Here is a 23,728-nt window from a genome sequence, read left to right as displayed (position 1 = left end):
GTAGAATGGAGAAGGGGGAGAGGGGCTAAACAAGGAGGGGGGGGGAAGAAAAAGGGGGGGGGCGACAGAACCCCCCCCCCCCCCCCCCCCTTCCCCGTCCGTCAGGACCGCTCGACCCGCCGGGGGCCGTCCCGCCGTCAGGCCCCGTCCAGCACCTCCACCAGCGCCGTCAGGAACTCCTTCGGCCGTTCCAACTGCACGCTGTGCCCGGCGCCTTCGACCGCGACCTCGCGCACCCGCCCGCCGGCGGCGGCGTAGCGGTCCAGTACGGCGCGGGTCTGGGCCACCATCGGCTGTGCCGGGCAGGTGTCCGCGCCGGGCCAGCCCGGGACGGCACCGATGGCGCCCAGGTGGGCCAGGTCGAAGAGCGAGGTGTCGGAGACGATCACGTCGGCGGTGCCGCGGATCCACAGGATCGGCGGCTTCGGCTCGACCAGTTCCAGGTCGTCGATCCGGAAGTGGGTCGGCGCCATCGAGTTGAGCACCCCGCGTTCGCCGGGGCCGAAGCCCGGCCAGGCGTCGCTCGTGCGGCTGTCGCCCGGGTAGTGGTCCTCCCCGGTCCGGGTGGTCAGCATCGCCGCCACGTAGGGGTCCGGCTCCGCCAGCGGCTCGCTGACGTAGGTGGTGTTCAGCACCGAGAGCGGCGCGAACGGCGACTCGGCGCCCGTCTCGCCCTCGCGCAGCAGCCGGACGAAATCGGGGGCCGCGCCGCCGGCGCCGGAGCCCGCCCCGTCGGGCGAGTTGAGCCGCCCGTCCACCCCGTGGGTGCCGCCGAAGCCGTACGGGGAGACCGGGTTGACCAGGGTGAGCGAGCGGACCAGCTCCGGGTGGTCGCGCAGCAGTTGCAGCACCACGCCGCCGCCCATGCTCCAGCCGACCAGGTGGACCGGGCCCAGGGCCAGCGCCCGGAGGTAGGAGAGCAGGTCCTCGCTGTGGTCGCGCAGGCCCCGGGTGGCGTCCACCGGCAGCGGCTCGGTGCGGCCGAAGCCGCGCAGGTCGGGGGCCAGCGGGCGGTAGCGGGCGGGGAGCCCGGTCATGGTCGAGTGCCAGAAGACGCCGGAGGAGACGTTGCCGTGCACCAGGACCACGGGTTCCCCGGTGCGGCCCGCGATCTCGGCGTAGCCCACGGTGAGCCGGTCGGTGGCGATCAGTCGATCGGTGATCATCCGGGATGTCCTCAGTTCAGCCAGCCGGCGACCTGCGCGCTCGCCGCGCTGTCCCAGCCGAGTTGCAGGTGGTTGGCGAGGGCGATCAGCGCGGTGCCGCCGACGGTGCCGTAGCCGGTGGTGTCCAGCGCGCTGGCCACGAAGACCACGCCGTCGCTGGGCCCGCGGTTCTCGTTGAAGATCCCGACGATGCTGGGCGTGCCGCCGGCCAGGAGGTAGGCCGTCACCGAGGAGGGCACCCCGGCCTGGTGCAGCGGGGCGATCAGCGAGCCGGCGTTGATCGCGGCCTGGATGCCGCCGCCGTCGGTGTAGAAGCCCTGCCCGCCGTAGTAGGTCGTGTACCAGTCCTGCTGGGTCTGGTCGATGCCGAACACCGAGTCCCAGCGGGCCAGCATCTGCCGCTGTCCCGGGTAGTTGTCGTAGCCGCCCGAGGGGGTGAAGGAGAACTCCGGGTGCGCGGTGTAGGTGCCGTAGCAGGTCATGCGCAGGTGCGGGGACGGGGCGTTGACGGCACCGCCGCACTGCGGCCAGATCGAGAAGTCGTGCGCCCACCCGTGCGCGAACGGGTAGTCGTAGCCGCCGTTCGGGCCGCCGAGGGTGATCAGCTTGCGCACGTCGCCCGCGTACGGGCGGCCCCAGGAGGGCTTCACCGAGGACACGTAGGCCCGCGAGGACATCTCGCCCTTGCTCCAGCCGACCACGTCCACCTGCGGGACGCCGAGCTTGGCACGGATCAGCGCGACGGCGTCGCCGACCTCCTGGGCCTGCATCAGGTTGTCGCCCTGCTTGTGCGCGAAGCCGATCGCGAAGACCCGGTAGCCCCGCCCGGCCAGGTTCTGCATCAGCCCGGTGTTCGGGCAGGACATGGAGCCGCAGCCGTAGCCGCCGGACTCGCCGGGGTTGGCCCAGGCGCGGTCCGGGTTGTCGTTGGCGCCGTGCACCAGCAGCACCGGGACCTGGTGCGCGCCGGTGTTCCAGCCCGGGGCCGAGTAGAGCAGGAAACGGCCGGAGAAGGGCTGCTTGACGCCGCCGAAGAAGGTGAGCCGCTGGCCGTCCTGGTCGCCGCGGCCGTCCGGCGGGTACTGCTCCTGCCGGAAGCCGGTGGTGGTGTCGAGGTAGCGCTCGACCCGGTCCCAGCCGTTGGCGACGGTGCTGTAGGTCGCCTCCAGGGTCAGGTTGGCCGGCACCGCGGCCGCGGCCGGCCCCGCCGGGACGGCCGCACCGGCCAGCGCCAGGACGCCCGCGAGCACCCAGCCCAGTCCTCTTCGCCTGCCACGCCCGTTCCTTCGCATACGCGTTCACTCCTCCACACCGGGGGCCAAGTGCGCGACACGCTACGGACGCCGCAGTGCCATCCCTATGGAGGCGTCACATACCTCCGGCGTTCCGGTATGGGTGTCCACCACCTGGCCGGGGGCGGGACCCGGCTCCACTCTTCACGGAGACCGGTCGCCGCCGAGGTCCGCACCCGCCGGGCGGAGGACCTCGCCGTTCCTCCGCCGGACGGTCATGCGTCGGACCCGCCCTGGTGCCGCGGGTCGGCCGACAGGCTGATCGCCGAGGCGGGGCACAGGGCGACCGCCTCGCGAACCGCGTCCAACGCCCCGGCCGGAGGCTCGGGTTGCCGCACGAACGACGTGCCGTCGTCCTCGCGCTGGTCGAAGACCTCGCCGGCCGTCAGGACGCACATTCCGGAGCCGATGCAGCGTTCGGCGTCCACGGTGATCCTCATCGATCACGCGTCCCAGGTGACGGGGAGGCTCTTCACCCCGTAGATGTCCGCGATCTCCGGGCGCAGGGCGACCTCCTCGGGCGGTACGGCCAGGCGCAGCGTGGGGAAGCGGTCGAGCAGCGCGGGGAAGGCGACCCGCATCTCGATGCGGGCCAGCTGTTGGCCCAGGCACTGGTGGATGCCGTGGCCGAAGGCCAGGTGTCCGCCGTCCTGCCTGCGCAGGTCGAGCACATGGGGATCGGGGAAGCGCTCGGGATCGCGGTTGGCGGTGTTGAACGAGAGGATCAGCCGCTCGCCGGCCCTGACGGTCCGGCCGCCGAGTTCGACGTCCTCCAGGGCCGTCCGCATGAAGGTCTTGGCGACGCTCAGGTACCGCAGCAGTTCCTCCACGGCCCGGTCGGCGAGCGCGGGATCGCCCCGCAGTGCGGCCAGTTGGTCCGGGTTGCGCAGCAGCGCGAAGGTTCCGAGGGCCAGCATGTTCGCGGTGGTGTCGAGACCGGCCGCGAGCAGGATCAGGCTGATCCCCTTCAGTTCCTCGTCGGTCAGATCGCTGTCGGTGAGGTCGCTGAGCACGTCGTCGGTGGGGTCGGCGCGCTTGGCGGCCACCAGCTCGGCCAGGTACTCCTGGGTCGAGGCGTAGGCCGCCATCATGTCCTCGTCGCTCGTCTCCCCGTTCATGAACGAGTCGACCTGCTCCTGGAAGGAGCCCCGGTCCTCGTACGGCACCCCGAGCAGCTCGCAGATCACGATGGCGGGGATGGGCTTGGCGAACGCGGTCACCAGGTCCGCCGGGGGCCCGGCCGCCTCCATGGCGTCCAGGCGGGCGGTGGTGACCTGCTCGATGCGCTCGGTGAGCAGCCGCATCCGCCGTACGGTGAACCTGCCCGTCAGGGGCTTGCGGTAGCGGCTGTGCTGGGGCTCGTCCATGAGGACGAACTCCCCGGGCGGCGCCGGCGGGATCTGGAAGTCGCCGTAGTCGATGGTCGGGTGGAGCATCAGGTCCTTGCGCGAGCTGAACCTCGTGTCGGCCAGCACGGCCCTGACCAGGTCGTATCCGGTGACCAGCCAGCCGGGCTGCCCGCCGGGGAAGGTGTAGCGGCTCATCGGCGCGTGCCGGCGGGCGTCGGTCAGCTCGGCGGGCGGGTCGAAGGGACAGCCGGGGCGGCGTGCCACCGGCATGGTCGTGACGGTGTGCGGGGATTCACCCATGGCCGTTCCTCGTTTCGCGTTGCCGCACGTTCGGATAACTGGAAAGCTACGGCCGTTTCTGACTCGACGTCAATCGCGTGGAACGCGTCTTTCCAGCTCGGCGGCGGTAAATTGATGCAATGACGCTGAACTCGAACGCAATGGATCGTTGCAATGGATGAAGGTTAAGGCAATGCCGCGCCCGGGCTCGCCCGCGAGTACGGGTCAGGCCGGGTAGCTGAACACGGCGGTGAGCTGCGGCAGCGCGTCCCAGCCGACGACCGCGCTGCCGGCGGACTCGGACAGCGCACGGATGTAGGTGCCCGCGTACCCCTCGTCGGTCAGGTAGACGCCCCAGGTCGCGAGCCAGTCCCGCACCTCGCCGGTCTCCGCGTCCTGCACCGGCTCCGGCTGCGCCGGGGCCTTGCGCTGCACCAGGAACCGTCGCCGGTCGCACTCCGTCAGGGCCCGCCGCCAGTCCCCGTCGGACGTCTCCCAGCCGGCGACGATGCCGCCGCCGCGCGCGTCGTTGTTCGGCTTGAGGATCAGGTCCTCCCGATGGGCGCGGCAGTAGTCGATCAGATCGACCACGTCGCCGTCCACCTCGACCGTGCCCTCGGCCATCGACCGCGTCCACGGCAGCATTCCGTCGACCAGGGCGAGCTCGTCCTCGGCCAGGGCGGCCCGGAACCGGGGGTCGTGCAGCATCGGCAGGATGCCCTTGTTGCCGTGCAGGTCGGTACAGATCGGGGTCAGCTGCACGGTCCGGCCCTCCTCGTGGGCGCGGAAGACCGGCTCCATGGCCGCGGCGACCTCGGGGTCGGCGAGGATCTGGTCCACCGACACGTAGCGGAGGATCACGTCCACCGGGGTGCCGTCCAGGTGGATCTTCCCGCCCGGCGAGCTCAACTCGCCCACCTCGGCCAGTCGCAGGTCGATTCCCTTGCCCCGCATGTACTCCTGGAAGGGCAGCATGTACTTCCGGTACCGGGCCACCCGGCCGTTGCTCTCCAGCATCACGACCACCGGTGTGCCGGCGGCGGACACGCTCTCGGCGCAGCGGGTGAGCATGCGGGCGATGCCCGCCCCGATGTCGGGGTAGGTCAGCCGGTGCTTCTCGGCGAACTCCCGGAACCTGGGCACGTCCATCAGCGCCCGCGGGATGTCGCCGGTCCGCTCCATGCCGCCGAGGTCGGCGCCGATGTTGAACTCCAGCAGCCGCCAGGAGTCGCCGTCGCGGTGCAGGTCGGCCCGGCCGTACGGGATCGGCGGCACGAGTCCGTTCCGGCGGACGATCTCCACCGACCGGCGGTCGAGCCCGAGCGCCTCGCCGTAGGCGAACACGTCGCCACCGTGGAGCCGGCCGGGCAGCGAGACGATCAGGTCGTGGAACCGCATGAGCCGGTCGGCGACGCCGCGGATCGCGGTCTCCTCGACGAACAGCGGCCGGCCGAGCACCCGCCCGTCGAAGGCCGCGGTGAAGTGCGGCGGGAACCGCAGGTGGTCGACGACCCCGCGCAGGCCGTCGCGCCCCTCGGCGGCGCATTCGTCCAGGTAGGACCGGGTGACGGGGCAGGGGTTCCGGTTCATGCGGTGACCGTTCGCTGGTAGAGGGTGGGCACCTTGCCGCGCTCGGTGCGCTCGAAGTCGCCGCGCTCGACGTGCTCCACGGTGAATCCCAGGCAGCGCGGGCCGGTGACGATCTGGTTGAGCTCGACGGTGTCCGCGAAGGCCGCGACCACCGCGTCGACGGTGATGTCCCCGGGCGTGCTCGGTGACAGCAGCAGCCGCACCCGGTACCGGTTGACGGTCCAGAGCACCTGAAACTGGCAGTCGGCGGGATCGGTGATGCCCAACCGGGCGAGCCGCGACATCAACTGGTCGGCGGAGACGGTCTCGGAGTCCACGTTCAGCGACTGCCGGGCCCGGCCGAGCAGGGTGAGCACGGAGGCCCGGCTGCCGCAGCGGCACGGCTGGGTGCTCAGCCGGCCCCGGTCGCCGATGGCGTAGCGGAACAGGGCCATGCCGGTGTCGCTCAGCGGCGTGACCAGGACCTCGCCCTCCTCGCCGTCGGCCACGGCGAGCCCGGTCTCCTCGTCGACGATCTCCACCACCATCGCGTCCTCGTGCACGTGGTGGTCGTTGCCGGACAGCCACTGGCACTGGTAGCCGATGGGCCCGGTCTCGGTGGTGGAATAGGCCAGCGAGCGCACCGTCAGGCCGGGCAGGGCGGCGGTGAGCGCCGCGGTGCGGCCGGCGCCGAGGCTCTCCCCGATGTAGAGGTAGGTCCGCATCGAGGCGAGCAGGTCCGGGGGCGTTCCGGTGAGCAGGTCCACCCCGTACCCCGGCGGCGCGGCCAAGGTGTCGATCGCGTGCTCGGAGATCATCTTCGCCGTCTCCGCGACGCTGGTGACGTTGCCCAGGGGGTACACCCGCGCGCCGAGCAGCCGAGCGACCTCCTGGGTGAACAGGAAGGATCCGTTGAGTTCGGCCCCGTAGAGGCAGTTCGCCACCCGGTGGGGCGGCTCGGGCAGGGTCGCGCGCAGCCCGCGCGCGCCGAGCGCGGACACCTGCTCGTTGAACGCCCAGGAGTGGTACATCATCTTGACCTTGCTGGAGGTCCCGCTGGAACGAAGCACCATGCCGGGCTGGTCGCCGTCGATCAGGAACTCCACCGAGTGCGGCGGACAGCCGTCGGCCAGCGCGGACGGGGTCAGCACGGGCAGCTCCGGCAACCGGTCCAGGCTGTGCACGGAGTCGAGCCCGGGCCAGCGGCGCAGCACCGCGGGCGTGCGCCGGGCCGCGGCCACCAAGCGCGTGAAGTTGTGCGCCCGCAGTCGCTCGATCTCCTCCCGGCTGATGGCGTCCAGGTCGGCGGCGAGCCGAATGCCGGTGTTCATCGGGAACCTCCGTTGTGTGCTGATCTCGTCGCGCACGATCGCCGTGCCTGCCCGGACCGCTCCGCGCAGCGCGCGCGTTCCTGCCCGGGCGGCCCCGGCGCCGACGGGCCGGCCGCACCGGGCATTCGCGTGGCCCCATTCCCATTCCGTCGACGCCCGAACACTAGATTCCGTCGGACGACCGGACGACCGGCTTCTTTGCGTTATGGGGCGGCATTTTTTGCTGAGGGCGGCATTTGTTGCGCGAATTATCCGACCGTCGACGGGAGGCGTTCCGGTTCGTCCAACTCCCGCCAAACCCGGAACACGAACGGCCACAGCGAAACGAGCAGGCAGAGCCCGCCGAGCACGAGCACCGCGGCGGTCGGCCCGACCGCGTCCAGCAGCACCCCGGCCAGCAGCAGTCCCACCGGCATGGCCGCGTTGGCCGAGGCGTGGAACGCCGCGAACACCCGGCCGCGCAGCCCCTCGGGCACCCGGGCGTACTTGACCGCGGCGATCACCGGGTTGATCGGGCCGTTCGCCATCATGCAGGCCGAGACCACCAGCACCAGCAGCACCGGGTGCGGGTCGGCCGCCACGGCCAGGAAGACGGGCGCGCCGGAGACCAGGGAGCAGATCGCGAACACCCGCCACCGACGGCCGCCGTCGCCCAGCCAGCCGTACAGCGCCGTGCCCAGGATGCTGGCGCCGCTGGACGCGGCGATCAGCACGCCGACCAGAGTGCTGTCGTGCCACACGGTCAGTCCGTAGGCGGGCAGCAGCACCGAGAGCAGCCCAACGGTGAGGGCGTTCAAGGCCGCGCACTGCACGCCGATGACCAGCAGCAACCGGTCGCGCCGGAAGTGCTCGGCGGCCTGCTTGAGCTCCCGCAGGTAGCCGTGCGCGCCGCCGGCCGGCGCGCGCCCGGCGGCGGCCGCGGGCCGGACCAGGAGGCCCACCAGCGCCGCCGCGGTGAGCAGCGCCGCGCCGTCGGCCAGCAGGACCCAGGTGGGTCCGATCAGCCCGATCAGAATGCCGCCGAGCGGCGCGCCGAGCAGGTCTCCGGTGCGCAGCGCGGACTCCTCCGCGCTGGTGCCCCGCTCGACGCGGACGCCGGTCGCGGCCAGCACGGCGGGCAGCAGCACCTGTTTGGCGCTGCGGGAGGGCGCTCGCCCGGCGCCGATCCCGAACACCAGGACCACGAGCACCGGCAGCGACAGCAGGTCCAGTGCCTCCGCGGCCGGGATCGCGATCACCGCGACGGAGGCCGCCAGGTCGGCCATGATGCTGCCGCGCCACGCGCCGTACCGGTCCAGCAGCGGGCCGACCAGCACCACCGAGAGGACCAGCCCGAGCGTTTCGGCGGCGGCCACGGCCCCGGTCTGGAGGCCGCTGCCGGTTCTGGACAGCACGAACCAGGGAAGGGCGATCATCGTCATCGTCGCGCCGCACGAGGAGACGCCGCACGCGGCGACGAGTGCGATCAACGGCAGTCGACGGATCACCGGCGTACTCCGCGGAACAAGGTGTTCACGATTCCCCTAAATGCCGATTTTCGGATGCTAGTATCCGCTGGACCATTCATCGAATAATCCAATTCGGAGTCTCACCCGTGGATCCTGTTGTCACTGACCGGCTGGTGCTGCGTTCCTTCACCGAGGCGGATATCGACGACCTGCACGACATCCAGCGCCGTCCGGACGTGACCCGGTACCTGCTGTGGGACGCCCGCACCCGCGAGGAGACGCGCACCGCGCTGGCCACCAGGATCTCGGAGTCCGAGCTGGCGGGGGAGGGCGACAACCTGGCCGTCGCGGTGGAGCTGCGCGAGTCCGGCCGGCTCATCGGCGAGTTCAACCTGGACTGGCTGAGCGCCGAACTGGGCCGCGCCGAGATCGGTTTCGTGATGAACCCCGACCACGGCGGCCGCGGGTACGCCACCGAAGCCGGCCGCGAGGTGCTGCGGCTGGCGTTCGAGCGGTACGGCTTCCACCGGGTGGTCGGCATGTGCAACGGGAACAACGTTTCGTCGATGCGGCTGATGGAGCGTCTCGGCATGCGTCGGGAGGCGTTCTTCGTGCAGGGCGAGATGCTCAAGGGGCAGCGGGCGGACCTGGCCGTGTACGCGATGCTGGGCACCGAGTGGGCCGGCGCGGACGTCATCGCCGAGGGAACCCCGGTCGCCCGGGGATGACGTCCGCACGTCGTGGTGGCCGCCCGCCTAGAGGATGGTGGCCACCGCGGCGGGGTCGCTCGCGCGGAGGTAGTCCGCGAGCGTGTCGTAGCGTTCACGGAGCTGACGCTTGAGCACCTTGCCGGTGACGCCCTGCGGGATGTCGGTGACGGAGCGGGTCAGTTCGAGCACGGCCAGCGTCGGGTGGCCGGCCGCGCCGAGCACGGTGTTGGCCGAGGCGAGCAGCTGCGCCGGGTCGAGGTCCTCGCCGTGGGCGGCGACCAGGGCCACCGCGACCGTGTTCCCGCCGTGCCGGCCGGCCACGACCGTGCAGTCCACGATCACCGGCAGCTCGTTGAGCAGGAGCTCCTCCATCTGCACCGAGTGCGCGGGGCCCGCCGCGGTCGCGATGGTGTCCACCGCCCGGTCCACCTGGTAGAAGTCGCCGGCCTCGTCCTGGTACGCCAGGTCGCCGGACAGCCAGTACCCGGACAGCCGGCTGCGGTAGGTGGTGTCGGAGTCGTTCCAGTACCCCGCGGTGATGGTGGGGCCCTTGGCGCCCAGCAGTCCGATCTCGCCGCGGTCGGCCGCGGTGCCGTCCCGGCGCAGCACGACGACCTCGGACAGCGCGTCGGGACGGCCGATGCAGCGGTCGTTGCGCTCCGAGGCCAGCGATCGCGGCTGCACCATCAGGCCCCAGCCCAGTTCGGTGGCGCCGAAGCGGTCGTAGAACACCGCGGAGGGCAGCTCGGGGTCGCGCTTGCCCAGGATGGCCTTGAGGTGGGCCTCGTGGATGGCGTCGCCCATGGTCACCCAGCTGTCCACCGAGTCGACCGCGCCGTCGGCGACCTCGACGTCGGCCAGTTCCGTGAACGCGTGCGCGAAGGCCATCACCGTGGTCGGCCGGTACCGGCGGATGGCGTCGACCAGGTCGGCGCCGGTGGGGTCGTAGTGGGCGACCATGGGCGTGCCGGCCAGGACGGCGTAGTTGACGTACACCACCGAGCCCAGGTGCGACTGCGGCTGCGCGGCCATCATCAGGTCGTCGGGCGAGTCCAGGTAGTTCGTGAGCCGGAACCGCGGGCCGGCGACGCTGGACGCGTGCGTCTGCACCACCGGCTTGGGGAAGCCCGTGGTGCCCGAGGAATGCAGGATCGAGACCGGGTCGTCGGGCGCGTGCCGGAACCGCGCGGCGGCGTCCAGCTCGGCCTGGGGCGGCGCGGGCACGTCCTCGGCCAGTACGACCCAGCGCGAGCCCGGCAGTTCGGCGAGCTCGGGGCCGAGGAGGTCGCGCCGGCCGCGGGTCGTGTAGACGCCGACCGGCTCGGTGCGCCGGATCAGTTCGAGCGCGTTCTCCTTGGGGGCCTTGCTGTTGATCAGCACCGCGATCGCGCCGATGGTCGCCAGCGCGTGCAGGTGGACCGAGTAGGCGAAGGAGTCCTCGATGTGGACCGCGACCCGGTCCCGGGGCCGCACGCCCCGGTCGAGGTACCAGACCGACCAGCTCTGCACGAGCCGGTCCAGCCCGCGGAGGCTGAACTCGGTCGTCGTCCCGCCGTCGCAGGTGGCGACCGGCCGGCCGGTGGCGATGAACGGCAGGTCCGGGTTCGGGCTGACGGCCAGCGCCGACTCCAGGACGTTCCCGCCCCCGAGACGGGGATCCGCGGCGAGCTTCGCACGTGACTCGGCGGACAGCAGGGTTCGAGCGGACAAGGTCATCGGCGCGCCTTCCGGTGATGGTTTCCGGGAACCGATCGTCCGTGGGCCTGCCGGAAGCGACAAGGTCTTTCTTGCGCATGTGGACCTCGGTTGTTGCGCGAGACCGCGTTTGTTGCCGCAACCGCCGCGCGGGCTCCTGCGGACCGCCGTTGGCAGGTACATCTGGAAGAGCCCTTCGGTGGGCGAGACGATCACGAGGAGATTCCAGGTGACCATGGGGGATTCGGCGGCACGATCCGGCGGAGCGGACCGTCAACTCGAGGAACTGCGGGGCGAACTGGACGGCATCGACGCCCGTCTGCTGGACGTGCTGCGCGACCGGATCGACGTCTGTGTGCGCGTCGCCCACCACAAGAGGGAGCACGGCGTCCCGATGATGCAGCCGCACCGCATCGGCATCGTGCAGGAGCGGGCCGCGCGGTACGGCGAGCGCAACGGGATCGACCAGGACTTCCTGCGCCGGCTGTACGACCTGATCATCGCCGAGACCTGCCGGGTCGAGGACCTGGTCATGGGCAACACCCCGGCGAGCTAGGCACCACGGCCACACTGAAGGAAGGACAGACCGGGCAATGCGGATGTTGCTGATCGACAACTACGACTCGTTCACCTACAACCTGTACCAGCTGCTCGGCGAGGTGACCGGCCGGGCGCCGGTCGTGGTGCGCAACGACGCCGAATTCCCGGCGGAGCGGATGGCCGAGTTCGACGGCATCGTGGTGTCCCCCGGGCCCGGCCGGCCCGACCGGGCCCGTGACTTCGGCATCAGCTCCCGCGCCGTCCTCGAGTCGGGACGGCCGGTGCTCGGCGTGTGCCTCGGCCACCAGGGCATCGCGAACCTGTTCGGCGGCAAGGTCGGCCTCGCGCCTGAACCCATGCACGGCCGCAGCTCGCTGGTGCACCACACCGGCGACGGCGTCTTCGCCGGGCTGCCCACGCCGTTCTCGGTGGTGCGCTACCACTCGCTGACCGTCACCGACCTGCCCGAGGTGCTCGAACGCACCGCGTGGACCGAGGACGGCGTGCTGATGGGCCTGCGCCACCGGACGGACCCGCTGTGGGGCGTCCAGTTCCACCCCGAATCCATCAGCAGCGAGCACGGCAGGCTGCTGCTGGCGAACTTCCGCGACCTCGCGATGGACGCGCGCCCCGCTCCGGCCGTCGCCCCGCCTCCACCGGCCGTGCGGCCGGCGCCCGCTGACGCCACGCCGGATCTGCGCCTGCACGTGCGCGAGGCGGCGCACGAGCCGGACCCGGACGCGGCGCACCGGGAACTGTTCTCCGGCTCCACCCGCAGCTTCTGGCTGGACAGCAGCGAGACCCGCCACGAACGCTCGCGGTTCTCGATCATGGGCGACGACAGCGGACCGCTGGCCGAGTACGTCTCCTACGACGTCGGCCGGCGGCTGGTCACCGTCACCCACTCGGACGGCCGGGTCGAGGAGGTCCACCGGGACTTCTTCGGCTACCTCCAGGACAGTCTGGCCGCGCGGTCCCTGCCGACACCGGACGGTCTGCCGTTCGACTTCAACCTGGGCTACGTCGGTTACCTGGGCTACGAGTTGAAGGCCGAGACCGGTGGCTCCCGGGCGCACCGGGCCGACACCCCCGACGCCGCCCTGCTGTTCGCCGACCGCGCGCTGGTCGTCGACCACGTGGAACACCGGTCGTACCTGCTGGCGTTGAGCACGCCGGAGCACGAGGCGGCCGCGCTCGACTGGCTGGACGGGACGGCGGCCCGGCTGTCCCGGCTCGACGGGTCCGCCGTGGACGATTCGGGCCGCACGGGTGTGCTGGCCGGCGCCGAGGCCGCCGACATGGCCGGCTGGGAGACCGCCCGTCCGCGCCACGACCGCGAGGGCTACCTCAAGCGGATCGAGGAGTGCCTCGACGAGATCCGGCTCGGCGAGTCGTACGAGATCTGCCTGACCAACACGGTCACCGTGGACGAGAGGATCGATCCCCGGCACACCTACTCCCGGCTGCGCCGGATCAGCCCGGTGCCCTACGGGGCCTTCCTGGACTTCGCCGAGGTCGCGGTGCTCAGTGCGTCGCCGGAGCGGTTCCTGCGGATCGGCGCCGACGGCGTCGTGGAGTCCAAGCCCATCAAGGGAACCCGGCCCCGCGGCGGCACCCCCGACCAGGACGAGCTGCTCAAGCTGGACCTCTCCACGCACGAGAAGGACCGCGCGGAGAACCTGATGATCGTCGACCTGGTGCGCAACGACCTGAACACGGTCTGCGAGATCGGCTCGGTGCACGTCCCGGTGCTGTTCGACGTGGAGACGTACGCGCCGGTGCACCAGCTGGTCTCCACCGTCCGCGGCACGCTGCGGGCGGAGGAGAGCGCGGTCGGCTGCGTGCGCGCGGCGTTCCCCGGCGGCTCCATGACCGGCGCGCCGAAGGTGCGCACGATGGAGATCATCGACCGGCTGGAGGAGGGCCCGCGCGGCGTCTACAGCGGTTCGCTGGGCTGGTTCGCCCTGTCCGGCGCCGCGGATCTGAGCATCGTGATACGGACCCTGGTCGCCACCGGCGAACGGATGAGCTTCGGCGTCGGCGGCGCGATCGTGGCGCTGTCGGACCCCGACGAGGAGTACGAGGAGACCGTGGTGAAATCGCGCGCGGTGCTCACCGCGGTCGCGGCGACGGCGCTGCGCCCCGCGCTGGGAGGACTGGCATGAGCGGGACCGGAGTTCGGTCGCTGCGGCGTTGCCTGGTGGCGGGCGGCGCCGGCGCGGTCGGCGGCATGTTCGCCTCGCTGCTGGCCGGTTCGGGCGCCGAGGTCGTCGTGGTGGACCCGGCCGGCGGCGACATCGCCGGGGACATCACCTCGCCCGGTGGCGCCCTGGTCGCGGAGCTGGGCAAGGCGGACCTGGTGCTGCTGGCGGTGCCCGAGCGCACGGGGCTGGCCGCGATCCCGCTCATCGCTCCGCACCTGCGTCCCGGCGCGCTGCTGGTGGACACGCTGTCCGTGAAGGACGCCGTGGTGACCGCGCTCCAGGGCGTCGAGGGCGTGCAGGCCGTCAGCCTGAACCCGATGTTCGCGCCGGCCCTGGGCATGCCCGGCAAGCCGGTCGCCACCGTCGTGGTGCACGACGGGCCGGCCGCGGCCGAACTGCTGCGGCTGCTCGCCGAGTGGGGCGGCCGACCGGTGCTGCTCGACGCCGAGCGGCACGACCGGCTCACCGCCGCCGCCCAGGTGCTCACCCACGCCAGCGTGCTCGGTTTCGGGCTGGCGCTGGAGGAACTCGGCACCGACATCGGCGAACTCGGCGAGATCGCCCCGCCGCCGCACGCGACCCTGCTGGCCCTGCTGGCCAGGATCGCCTCCGGGACACCGGAGGTGTACTGGGACATCCAGGTCGCCAATCCCGACGCCGCGCGGGCCCGCGGTGCGCTGGCCGCGTCCGTGCGCCGACTGGCCGACCTGATCGACGGCGGCGACGAAGCCGGGTTCGCCGCGGCGCAGGGCCGGCTGCGCGACCTCTTCGGCACCGCCCTGGACGAGCACCGCGACACCTGCGCCCACCTGTTCGACGCCCTGTCCGCGTCCACCCGAATCGAGGCGACATGATCCATCCGCAGCAGGAGACACAGCCGGCCAACTGGGTCGAGTCCCGCATCAACAAGACGTCCGACTCCCTGGACGTGGCGTTCGAGCAAGGCCTGACCGGGCACGTGGTCACCGGCCGCAAGCCCGGCAAGGTGGTCTGCCTGGCGGACGGCACCGAGGCGCTGGAGTTCGTGTCCTGCTCCTACCTGGGTCTTGAGGAGCACCCCGCGCTGGTGACGGCCGCCGAGGAGGCGCTGCGTCGCTTCGGCGTGCACCTGTCGACCTCCCGCAACCGGATGCGCCCGCACTACCTCGGCGAGTTGGAGGACCTGCTCTCCACGGTGTACCGCGGCAACAAGGTCGTCCCCTTCACCTCCGTCGGAACCGTCCACCTGGGACTGCTGCCGCTGCTCGGCGCCGGCGCGCTGCCCAGCTACCCGATCGCGCCCGGCGGCGCGACCTTCCTGGTGGACCGGACCGCGCACTCCTCGATGCAGGTGCTGCGGGGGGTCCTCGACCAGATCGGCCCCGCGCGCCGGTTCGACCTGGAGACGCCCGACTCGCTGGAGTCCGCGCTGCGCGACGCCCGTCGCGACGGGCGCACGCCGATCGTGCTGATCGACGGCGTCGGCTCGATGGGCGGTCTGATCGACGTCGCCGGGATCCTGGAGGCGCTGGCGCCCCACGGGGGACACCTCTACATCGACGACGCGCACGGCATCTCCGTCGCGGGCAAGCACGGCGCCGGCTACGCCTTCGAGGCGCTCGGCGACCGGCTGCCGCCCAACGTGGTCATCGCCGGCTCGCTGTCCAAGGCGTTCGGCGGCTGCGGCGGGTTCGCGGTGGTGCCGAGCGAGGACGACGTGCGCGTGCTGCGCAAGTTCGCGAACCCGCTGGTCTTCGGGCACTCGATCATGCTGCCGATGCTGGCCGCGAACGTCGCCTCGGCCCGGCTGCACCTCGACGGCGAGGTCGCCGCGCTGCAGGAGCGGCTGTGGCGCAACACCGAGGTGTTCGACGAGCTGACCGGCAACCGGCTCGTCAACGCCGGTCTGCGGTCCCCGGTGCGCGGTGCGCACTTCGACACCGAGGAGGCGGCCTTCCGCGCGGCCACCACGCTGAAGGAGGCCGGGGTGCTCATCCTGCCGGCCTTCTTCCCCACCGTGGCCAAGGGCACCGGTCTGATCCGCTTCGCCCTGTCCTCGCTGCACGAACGCGGCCATCTGGAGACGGCCGCGAACATCCTGGAAGGAGTCCGGAACGGATGACCGCCGACATTGGTGAACCGACGCTGGGTGCGTTCCTGACGGACGCCGAGAAGACCCTCGCCGAGGCGGGCGCCTGGCAGCCGCGCGGGGACGCCGAGAAGCTGGCCGAGTACGTGCTGGGCCGCGCCGTGGAGCGGCTGCCCCTCGACGCCACGCTCGGCCGGGAGGATCTGGCCCGGCTGCGGGAGCTGGTCGCCCGCCGGGCCGACCGCACGCCGGTGGAGTACCTGACCGGCCGTGCCGTGCTCGGCGGTGTCGAGGTCGCGGTGGGCCCGGGCGTCTTCGTGCCCCGCAAGCACACCGAGCCGCTGCTGGCCTGGGGGCTGGACGTGGTGAGCGGGGTGTCCAAGCCGCTCGCGGTGGACCTGTGCACCGGATCGGCGGCGATCGCCCTGGCGGTCGCGCACGCCCGGCCGGACGCGACCGTGCACGCCATCGAGCTCGACCCGGTGGCCCTGACCTGGGCGCGCCGCAACGCCGCGCGGCAGGCGGAGCTCGGCGACACCCCGATCATCCTGCACGCCGGCAATGTCACCGACACCGCGATGTTCGCCGACCTGGACGGCACGGTGGACCTGCTGCTGGCCAATCCGCCGTTCGTGGTGGACGGCGTCGTGCTGCCGCCGGAATGGCAGGAGCACCAGCCGTGGCCCGCGCTGTTCGGCGGCCAGGACGGACTCGTCGTGATCCGCGCGGTGGTGGCGGCCGCCACCCGGCTGCTGCGTTCCGGCGGCGGCGTCGCGATCGAGCACGACGACGAGCAGGCCGACGTGGTCATGTCCCTGCTGCGGGAACAGGACGCCTTCACCGGCATCAGCTACGGCGTGGACCACTGGGGCACCCCCCGGTACACCACCGCGCGCAGAAAGTAACGAGGAAGACCATGGAACACACGTCACCATCCGAGAGGCTCTCCCGCCGGCAGGTGCTGCGCGGCGGCGCGGTCGTCGCGGGCGCGGGCGCGCTGTGGCTGACCGCCGGCACGGTGCCCGCCGGCGCGGTGCCCGCGTCCGCGCAGACGCCGCAGCCGGACGGCCGTCCCGGCGAGGGCAGCGTGACCGTGCGGGACAGCGCCAACGTCGGGGTCGCGGTGTCCCCCGACGGCCGCCGGCTCGCGGTGGACATCGCCGGCGGCATCTGGCTGCTGCCGGCCGCGGGCGGCCGGGCCCAGCGGATCACGCCGGCGGAGCACGACGCGACCCGGCCGCACTGGTCGCCGGACGGGCGCCGGATCGTGTTCCAGTCCTTCCTCGACACCGCCTACGACGTGTGGATGATCAACGCCGACGGCACCGGGCTCACCCGGCTCACCACCGGCTGGGGCTTCGACCTGGAGCCGCGGTTCTCGCCCGACGGCAAGCAGGTGGCCTTCGCCTCCGACCGCGACCACGTCAGCCGGATCTGGGTGCTGGACCTCGCCAGCGGACAGCAGCGCGCCGTCACCGACGCCGACGAGGTGCACGCGGCCCCGGTGTGGTCCCCGGACGGCACGAAGCTGGCCTACGTCGTCGGTGACGGCGCCATCGAGGAGCTGGACCTGGGTTCGGGCCTGCGCAGGCAGCTGCCCGGCGTACCCGGCGACGCCATGGTGTACTCGCCGGTCTACGCCCCGGACGGCCAGGTCAGCTACCTGAGCGTGGGCGGCTCCGGGACCACGGTGATGCTCGGGGCCAAGGCGATCGTGACCGGCGAGGACCTGCCGCCGCTGCCGGTGTCGTGGACCTCGGCGCAGGAGTTCGTCTACAGCTCCGGCGGCCGGCTGCGCCGCCGCTCGCTCTCCGGGGCCGTGCGGGAGATCCCGTTCACCGCCGAACTGCCGTACTCGGCGCGGAACTACCAGCGCAAGCGGCGCAACCTCGTGTCGGACGCGTCGCGCCGGGCGAAGGGCATGGCCGACCCCGCGGTGTCGCGGGACGGCAAGCAGGTCGCGTTCCGCGCGCTGAACGCGCTGTGGCTGCTGCCGATCGGCGGCAGGCCCCGCAAGGTCGTGGACGACGGGTACTTCGCGGCCGACCCGGACTTCGCGCCCGACGGCAGGTCCCTGGTCTACGTCAGCGACCGCGCCGGCACCGCCAACCTGTGGCGGCTGGACCTGGCGACCGGGCGCTCCGACCGGCTCACCGATCTGCCCGGCGGCCAGCTCGCGCCGCGGTTCTCCCCGGACGGCGCGAAGATCGCCTACCAGGACGAGTCCGGTCAGACCTGGGTGTTCGACGTCGCCGACCGCTCGGTGCGCCAGGTGCTGCCCGCGCTCTACCAGCCGGGCCGGCCGACCTGGTCGCCGGACGGCGGCAGGATCGCGCTGGCCGCGCTGATGCCGTACTCCAAGCGCACCTCGAACGGCAACAACCAGGTGCTGACCGTGGACCTGGCCGACAACAAGGTCCGGTACCAGGAGATCGGGCCGGACCGGTCGATCAGCACCCGCGACAACGACGGCCCGCTGTGGACCTCCGACGGCCGGCACCTGGTGTTCGGCGCGGAGAGCCTCGCCTGGCGGGTCCCGGTGGCCGCCGACGGCACCATCACCGGCGAGCCGCAGCAGCTGACCGACGAGGTCACCGACTCGCTGTCGATCAGCGCGGACGGCACCGTCGTCTACCTGTGCAACGGCGTGCTGCGCACCGTCGGGCCCGACGGCGGCGCGGCCCGCACGATCACCGCCGACCTCACCTACCGTCCGGCACGGGTCAGCGAGCCCACGGTCGTGCGCGCGGGCGCGCTCTGGGACGGCACCTGCGAGCAGCTGCGCCGCGACGTCGACATCGTGGTGCGCGGCACGACGATCGAGGCGGTGCTGCCCAGGGGCGGCGGCGTGCCCAGCGGCGCGCGGATCGTGGACGCCTCCGGGCTGACGGTGATGCCCGGCCTGATCGACACCCACAACCACTGGAACATGCGCGGCAAGCAGTGGGGCGACCGGCAGGGGCGGCTGTGGCTGTCCTACGGCGTGACCACGAGCAAGTCGCCCGGCGACCTCGCGTACCAGATGGTGGAGAACCGGGAGGCGATGGAGGCCGGCACCAGGGTCGGCCCCCGCTACCTCGGCTCGGGGCAGGCGCTGGACGGCAGCCGGGCCTTCTACAACTGCATGCGGCCGGTCCACACCGCCCAGCAGCTGGAGCGGGAACTGGACCGCGCCGAAGGGCTGGACTACGACCAGATCAAGTCGTACATGCGGATGCCGGTGGCCTTCGAGCAGCGCATCGTGGCCAGGGCGCACGCGATGGGCGTGCCGGTCACCTCGCACTATCTGTACCCGGCGGCGCACACCGGCCTGGACGGCATGGAGCACCCCGGCGGCGGCCATCGGCTGAACTACTCGCGCACGCTGAGCTACGCCGGTTTCCGGATGTCGCAGGACGCGGTGGACCTGCTCGTGGCCAGCGGCATGTGGGTGTCGTCGACCATGATCTTCGCCAGCGAGCTGTACGCCGGCGACCGGTCGCTGGTGGAGGACGAGCGCACCAAGGTGCTGTTCCCGGACTGGGACTACCGGCGCCTGGTGGCCAAGGCCGACGGCGCCGCGCAGCCGGGTCCGGAGAGCGAGCTCGACCAGCGGATCACCAAGGGCATGGTGGACGCGCTGTTGCGGGTGCACCGCGGGGGCGGCCTGGTCGTCTTCGGCACCGACGCGCCGCTGGACGACGTCGGCGTCAGCGCGCACCAGAACCTGCGCGTGCTGGTGAAGTACGGGTTCACCCCGCGCGAGGCGCTGATGACCGCGACCGGCAACGCCGCCAGGGCGCTGGGCTACGGCGACCAGCTGGGCGCGGTGGCGCCGGGGAGGATCGCCGACCTGGTCATGGTCGAGGGCGACCCGCTGACCGACATCCGCGCCGCGGCCGCGGTGCGGTCGGTCATGGTGGCCGGCGTCACCCGCACGGTGCCGGAGATCCTCGCGCCGTTCCGGCCGGCCAAGGCGGCCAAGGCGGCGGAGGCGGCCGGGGCGACCGAGGCGGCCGCCGTGACCGTTCGCCCGGCCGCGCCGTCGGCCTCGCAGGACCCCGCTCACTACTGGCACCGTCCGGAGTGGAGCATGCGTCAGTGCTGCCAGCACTGACCGTGCGGTCGGGCTACCGGGACACGCCCCGGTAGCCCGACGCGGAGGTGCCCAACCACTTCTTGAACGTGCGCTGGAAGTGGCTCAGTTCCTGATAGCCGACCGTACGGGAGACATCGGTGATCGACATGGTGGTGTTGCGCAGCAGGTGTCCGGCCTCGGTCAGCCGCAGCGCGGTGACGAAGTCGATGAACCGCCAGCCGGTCTCCTGCTTGAAGCGGCGGGAGAAGTGATATTGGCTCATGTACGCACTGCGCGCGACGCGACCGAGTGTCAGACCGCTGTCCGCGTAGTTCCCCCGCAGGTAGGCCACGGCGGCCCGCATGTTCGGCGAGAGCGTGAGCCGGTCGGTGTCCGGCAGCTGAAGGTCCCGTCCGACCTTCGCTGGCTCGACCGCCGACTCGACCGGTTGCCGCGTGAGGAAGACCCGCTGGTCGGCGTGGCGGTAGCCGGGCAGCGTCCGGATGAGCTGGTGCGGGGGACGGATCTCGACACCGGCGGGCGCGATCAGCACCCGGCACTGGTGCAGCCAGGGCTGCAGCCGCGGCCAGGTGAACCTGTCGTCCTCCGTGCACAGTTCCGGGGTGAGCACCTCGGCGGCCCGGTCGGCGATCCGTGCCCAGTCCGCCAGGTCGAGCTGCCGCGGCGAGAGCAGGCTGTCGGCGCCCTCGTGCCGCATCCGCGCCACCGTGGCGTAGCTCTCGTCCCCGAGCGACAGCGCGAGGTCGCAGATGCCGTCGTAGGCCCGGCGCTGCAGCCGGCGGTCCACCCGCAGCGTGAACAGGCTTCCGACCATCTCGCAGGCCGTGTGCCAGTCGTCGAACACCACCACCTCGGCCAGCTCGACCTTGGGGCTCGTGTTGAAGTAGGTGGCGAAGTCCATGACGCCCAGCGCCTGCGCGTTGTAGTAGGCGACGATGTCGCTCAGCGAGCTCTGCCCGTGCAGCCGGCGCACCGCCGGCAGCTCCGGCAGCACGCTCGCGTGCGAGAGCACCCGGTCGCTGTCGTCGGTCAGGTAGGCCACGCTGCGTCCCCGTTCGAGCGCGTGACCGGCGACCAGCAGCCCGGCGAGCGAGCGGTCGTGGCCCGCCGGAACGTCCAGCATGACGTCCGCGTCGCTCATTCTGGCGCGGTACGCATCGAGCACGCGGTGCTCGGACTCACCGAGTTGTCGAGGATCCGTCAAGGCAGCGATCATTTTTCCCCCTTGTGCAGATGTAACTCGCTGACCGCGCGCGAAGGTGCCTCCCTGCCGTCGACGGGTGCCCGATCGGCACCACGTCACGGCCTGCGCGAACCGGACTCGACGGCGATCCCGGTGGCAGCGCGCGGACAGGTCACAGCGCCGAGGACGATTCCCCGGACGCGAGCAGAACCTCCCCAACGATTCCCGCCGGCCACGGCGTCCCCGGGCGTGAACCCGTTCGATGGTCACATCACGCCGCGAACGCGTCAACCCGCATCTGTGACCCCTGACCACCGCACTTCCCGCCGCGGGCCCCTGATCGTGACGGAGCGTCAGCCGGAACCGCGGAGAGGTCTCCCGTGTTCGCCGAGGGCGTCACGGTGCCAGTACACCCCGTCAAAGAAGGAGCAGTCATGTATCGCACCCTGATGCGGTCGAAGATCCACCGGGCCACGGTGACGCAGGCCGACCTGCACTACGTCGGCTCGCTGACCATCTGCGCCGACCTGATGGAGGCCGCCGACCTGGTGGCCGGCGAGAAGGTCGACATCGTCGACATCAACAACGGGCAGCGGCTGTCCACCTATGTGATCGAGGGGCCGCGCGGCAGCGGTGTGATCGGCATCAACGGCGCCGCCGCCCGGCTCATCGGCGTCGGCGACCTTGTGATCATCATCGCCTACGCGCAGGTGCACCAGGACGAACTCGGCAAGCTCGAACCCCGGGTGGTCTTCGTCGACGAGAACAACCGGATCCTGCACGAGGGCTCCGATCCGGCCGACGTGCCGGCGGAATCCGGCCTGGTCCGCGGTGACACCCTCGCGAACGGGAACTGAGCCGGGGTCACCGCGCAACGGGTCCATGGCATTTCGCCACGGCGTCCGGGCCGGGGCGGGGCGATCGCGTGCGCCGCGGTCGCCCCGGCCCGGCGCCGGCCGGCACCCGTCGGCTGACGCTGGCCGGCACCGGTCGGCCGCCGCGTACGGCTCCGGCCGAATAGGGGTCCGACCGCCGAAGTCCGGGGTCGCCTTCTCTGGTGTTCCGGCGCGGCGTCAGTAATATGACAGCCCCTCATGTTCTCCTCAGGAGGCTGTCATGCCCGACCGCTTCGACCTGCCGGCGGACTTCCGCTGGGGTGCCGCCACCGCCGCCTACCAGATCGAGGGGGCGGTGGAGGAGGACGGCCGCGGACCGTCCGTCTGGGACACCTTCACCGCCCGCCCCGGCGCCGTCCGCGACGGCCACACCGGCGAGGTGGCCTGCGACCACTACCACCGGTACCCCGAGGACATCGCCCTGATGAAGGGCCTCGGGCTCGACGGCTACCGCTTCTCCGTCGCCTGGTCCCGCGTCCTGCCCACCGGCGCCGGCGCGGTGAACCCCGCCGGCCTCGCCTTCTACGACCGCCTCGTGGACGCGCTGCTGGAGGCGGGCATCACCCCGCTGCCCACCCTCTTCCACTGGGACCTCCCGCAGGCCCTCGAAGACCACGGCGGCTGGCTGAACCGCGACACCGCGTACCGCTTCGCCGACTACGCCACCGTCATGGCCGACCGCCTCGGCGACCGCGTCCCCGCCTGGATCACCCTCAACGAGCCCTTCGTCCACACCGTCTTCGGCTACGCCCTGGGCACCCACGCCCCCGGCCGCACCCTGATGTTCGAAGCCCTCCCCGCCGCCCACCACCAACTCCTCGCCCACGGCCTGGCCGCCTCCGTCCTCCACGACCACGGCCTGGAGGCGATGCTCTCCAACAACCTCACCCCCGTCGAGCCGGCCTCCTCCGAGCCCGCCGACCTCGCCGCCGCAGCCGCCTACGACGCCCTCCACAACCGGCTGTTCACCGACCCCGTCCTCCTCGGCCGCTACCCCGACCTCTCCGCCCTCGGCGTCCCCGACGACATCTTCGGCGCCGTGCGCGACGGCGACCTCGACCTCATCCACACCCCCGGCCTGGACGGCCTCGGCCTCAACTTCTACAACCCCACCCGCGTCGCCGCCCCCACCGAACCCGGCCTGCCCTTCGACCTCGTCGACATCCCCGACGTCCCCCACACCGCCTTCGGCTGGCCCGTCGTCCCCGACGCCCTCACCCGCCTCCTCCTCTCCCTCCGCGACACCTACGGCAAGGCCCTCCCGCCGATCACCATCACCGAGAACGGCTGCTCCGTCACCGAGGAGACCGTCCCCGACCAGCCCCGCATCGACTTCATGGCCGCCCACCTCGACGCCCTCGCCCGCGCCACCGCCGAAGGCATCGACATCCGCGGCTACTACACCTGGTCCCTCCTCGACAACTTCGAATGGGCCGAGGGCTACCACCAGCGCTTCGGCCTGGTCCACGTCGACTTCGCGACGCAGAAGCGCACCCCGAAGGCCTCGTACGCCTGGTACCGCGACCTGATCGCCGCCCACCGGGCGCGGTATACGACCTAGGAGTCGGCAACTCTCCGGCGGAGGGGTACGAGCAGAGGTTCGACACGTCCGAGTCCCGGTGGCCACCCCGACCCACCCCGTCGACACCCCCGGCGAACCGCACTGGTTCATCCGGGCGACGACGGGAGTACCCCGATGCGGCCGCCGACCGGGAACGTCCGCCCGGCCGGCCCGACGACCCCGTGCCCCTCGGCTTGGAGCGCACGGCTGATCCCGGCCCGGAGGTGCCGTGCCCGGACGGCCGGCCCGTGCGGTACCCGCGACGGTGGTGCCGGCCCGACCGGGGCGGTGCCTGCCCGGCGCCCGACGGGCCCCTCGACCAGTGGAAGCCCTCCGCGGGCCGGAGGGGCTATGGTCGA

The 23,728-nt window shown here is 72.1% G+C and carries 18 protein-coding genes; 9 read left to right on the top strand and 9 right to left on the bottom strand.

Going from position 1 to position 23,728, the window contains the following annotated elements:
* Positions 1 to 137 precede the first annotated feature (137 nt).
* The 7 genes from ACFVGO_RS11615 to ACFVGO_RS11585 all read right to left on the bottom strand — a co-directional run bounded on the left by ACFVGO_RS11615 (position 138) and on the right by ACFVGO_RS11585 (position 8,473).
* Entirely contained in the window at positions 138 to 1,166 is a 1,029-nt protein-coding gene (locus ACFVGO_RS11615; RefSeq protein WP_380631439.1) for an alpha/beta fold hydrolase, read from the bottom strand.
* Between the two features lie 11 nt (positions 1,167 to 1,177).
* Complete coding sequence (locus tag ACFVGO_RS11610; RefSeq protein WP_359898870.1) at positions 1,178 to 2,458, bottom strand: lipase; 1,281 nt, start codon at positions 2,456 to 2,458, stop codon at positions 1,178 to 1,180.
* Positions 2,459 to 2,673: 215 nt separating this feature from the next.
* The gene (locus ACFVGO_RS11605; protein ID WP_359898872.1) at positions 2,674 to 2,898 is read right to left on the bottom strand and encodes a ferredoxin; all 225 of its coding nucleotides are present in this window, start codon (positions 2,896 to 2,898) and stop codon (positions 2,674 to 2,676) included.
* Positions 2,899 to 2,901: 3 nt separating this feature from the next.
* Positions 2,902 to 4,107, bottom strand: a complete 1,206-nt coding sequence (locus ACFVGO_RS11600; protein WP_359898873.1) for a cytochrome P450 — start codon at positions 4,105 to 4,107, stop codon at positions 2,902 to 2,904.
* A 204-nt stretch (positions 4,108 to 4,311) separates the two neighbouring features.
* The gene (locus ACFVGO_RS11595; RefSeq protein ID WP_380350691.1) at positions 4,312 to 5,676 is read right to left on the bottom strand and encodes a hypothetical protein; all 1,365 of its coding nucleotides are present in this window, start codon (positions 5,674 to 5,676) and stop codon (positions 4,312 to 4,314) included.
* Positions 5,673 to 6,986: a phenylacetate--CoA ligase family protein gene (locus ACFVGO_RS11590; protein WP_380631438.1), complete on the bottom strand. Its 1,314-nt coding sequence runs from the start codon at positions 6,984 to 6,986 to the stop codon at positions 5,673 to 5,675. The genes ACFVGO_RS11595 and ACFVGO_RS11590 overlap by 4 nt, the downstream gene beginning before the upstream one ends.
* A 248-nt stretch (positions 6,987 to 7,234) precedes the next feature.
* Positions 7,235 to 8,473, bottom strand: coding sequence for an MFS transporter (locus ACFVGO_RS11585; RefSeq protein WP_380631437.1), 1,239 nt, complete (start codon positions 8,471 to 8,473; stop codon positions 7,235 to 7,237).
* A gap of 107 nt (positions 8,474 to 8,580) precedes the next feature.
* On the opposite strand from ACFVGO_RS11585, the gene ACFVGO_RS11580 reads away from it, so the two are divergent.
* Positions 8,581 to 9,162: a GNAT family N-acetyltransferase gene (locus ACFVGO_RS11580; RefSeq protein ID WP_380543862.1), complete on the top strand. Its 582-nt coding sequence runs from the start codon at positions 8,581 to 8,583 to the stop codon at positions 9,160 to 9,162.
* Between the two features lie 27 nt (positions 9,163 to 9,189).
* Here the strand turns inward: ACFVGO_RS11580 and ACFVGO_RS11575 are convergent, their stop codons facing one another.
* Positions 9,190 to 10,860 carry a class I adenylate-forming enzyme family protein gene (locus ACFVGO_RS11575; RefSeq protein ID WP_380631436.1) on the bottom strand — a complete coding sequence of 557 codons (1,671 nt, stop codon included), beginning with the start codon at positions 10,858 to 10,860 and terminating at the stop codon, positions 9,190 to 9,192.
* Positions 10,861 to 11,074: 214 nt separating this feature from the next.
* Here ACFVGO_RS11575 and ACFVGO_RS11570 point away from each other — a divergent pair, with 214 nt between their 5' ends.
* From ACFVGO_RS11570 to ACFVGO_RS11545, 6 genes are read left to right on the top strand one after another with little or no spacing between them, the layout of a single operon-like run.
* The gene (locus ACFVGO_RS11570) at positions 11,075 to 11,395 is read left to right on the top strand and encodes a chorismate mutase family protein (protein WP_359899017.1); all 321 of its coding nucleotides are present in this window, start codon (positions 11,075 to 11,077) and stop codon (positions 11,393 to 11,395) included.
* A gap of 37 nt (positions 11,396 to 11,432) precedes the next feature.
* On the top strand, positions 11,433 to 13,544 hold the full coding sequence (gene pabB, locus ACFVGO_RS11565; protein ID WP_380631435.1) for an aminodeoxychorismate synthase component I: 2,112 nt from the start codon (positions 11,433 to 11,435) through the stop codon (positions 13,542 to 13,544).
* Positions 13,541 to 14,437, top strand: a complete 897-nt coding sequence (locus ACFVGO_RS11560) for a prephenate dehydrogenase/arogenate dehydrogenase family protein (protein WP_359898887.1) — start codon at positions 13,541 to 13,543, stop codon at positions 14,435 to 14,437. The genes pabB and ACFVGO_RS11560 overlap by 4 nt, the downstream gene beginning before the upstream one ends.
* Positions 14,434 to 15,684 (top strand): aminotransferase class I/II-fold pyridoxal phosphate-dependent enzyme, encoded by a 1,251-nt coding sequence (locus tag ACFVGO_RS11555; protein WP_359898889.1) that lies wholly within the window; start codon positions 14,434 to 14,436, stop codon positions 15,682 to 15,684. The genes ACFVGO_RS11560 and ACFVGO_RS11555 overlap by 4 nt, the downstream gene beginning before the upstream one ends.
* The gene (locus tag ACFVGO_RS11550) at positions 15,681 to 16,556 is read left to right on the top strand and encodes a HemK/PrmC family methyltransferase (RefSeq protein ID WP_359898891.1); all 876 of its coding nucleotides are present in this window, start codon (positions 15,681 to 15,683) and stop codon (positions 16,554 to 16,556) included. The genes ACFVGO_RS11555 and ACFVGO_RS11550 overlap by 4 nt, the downstream gene beginning before the upstream one ends.
* Before the next feature lie 11 nt (positions 16,557 to 16,567).
* Entirely contained in the window at positions 16,568 to 19,747 is a 3,180-nt protein-coding gene (locus tag ACFVGO_RS11545) for an amidohydrolase family protein (protein WP_380631434.1), read from the top strand.
* A gap of 13 nt (positions 19,748 to 19,760) precedes the next feature.
* On the opposite strand, the gene ACFVGO_RS11540 is transcribed toward ACFVGO_RS11545, so the two are convergent.
* Positions 19,761 to 20,870, bottom strand: a complete 1,110-nt coding sequence (locus tag ACFVGO_RS11540) for a helix-turn-helix transcriptional regulator (RefSeq protein WP_359898894.1) — start codon at positions 20,868 to 20,870, stop codon at positions 19,761 to 19,763.
* Positions 20,871 to 21,346: 476 nt separating this feature from the next.
* Here ACFVGO_RS11540 and panD point away from each other — a divergent pair, with 476 nt between their 5' ends.
* Entirely contained in the window at positions 21,347 to 21,769 is a 423-nt protein-coding gene (panD, locus tag ACFVGO_RS11535; protein WP_359898896.1) for an aspartate 1-decarboxylase, read from the top strand.
* Between the two features lie 259 nt (positions 21,770 to 22,028).
* A complete protein-coding gene (locus tag ACFVGO_RS11530; protein WP_380631433.1) occupies positions 22,029 to 23,369 on the top strand; it encodes a GH1 family beta-glucosidase in 1,341 nt (446 codons plus the stop codon).
* The last annotated feature ends 359 nt before the right edge of the window (positions 23,370 to 23,728 follow it).

Origin of the sequence: Kitasatospora sp. NPDC057738 (assembly GCF_042798815.1) — a bacterium.
In the GTDB taxonomy this organism is placed as follows: domain Bacteria; phylum Actinomycetota; class Actinomycetes; order Streptomycetales; family Streptomycetaceae; genus Kitasatospora; species Kitasatospora lactacystinica.
The sequence above is the reverse complement of the archived record's forward strand: the minus strand, read 5'-3'. Positions and strand labels throughout refer to the sequence as shown.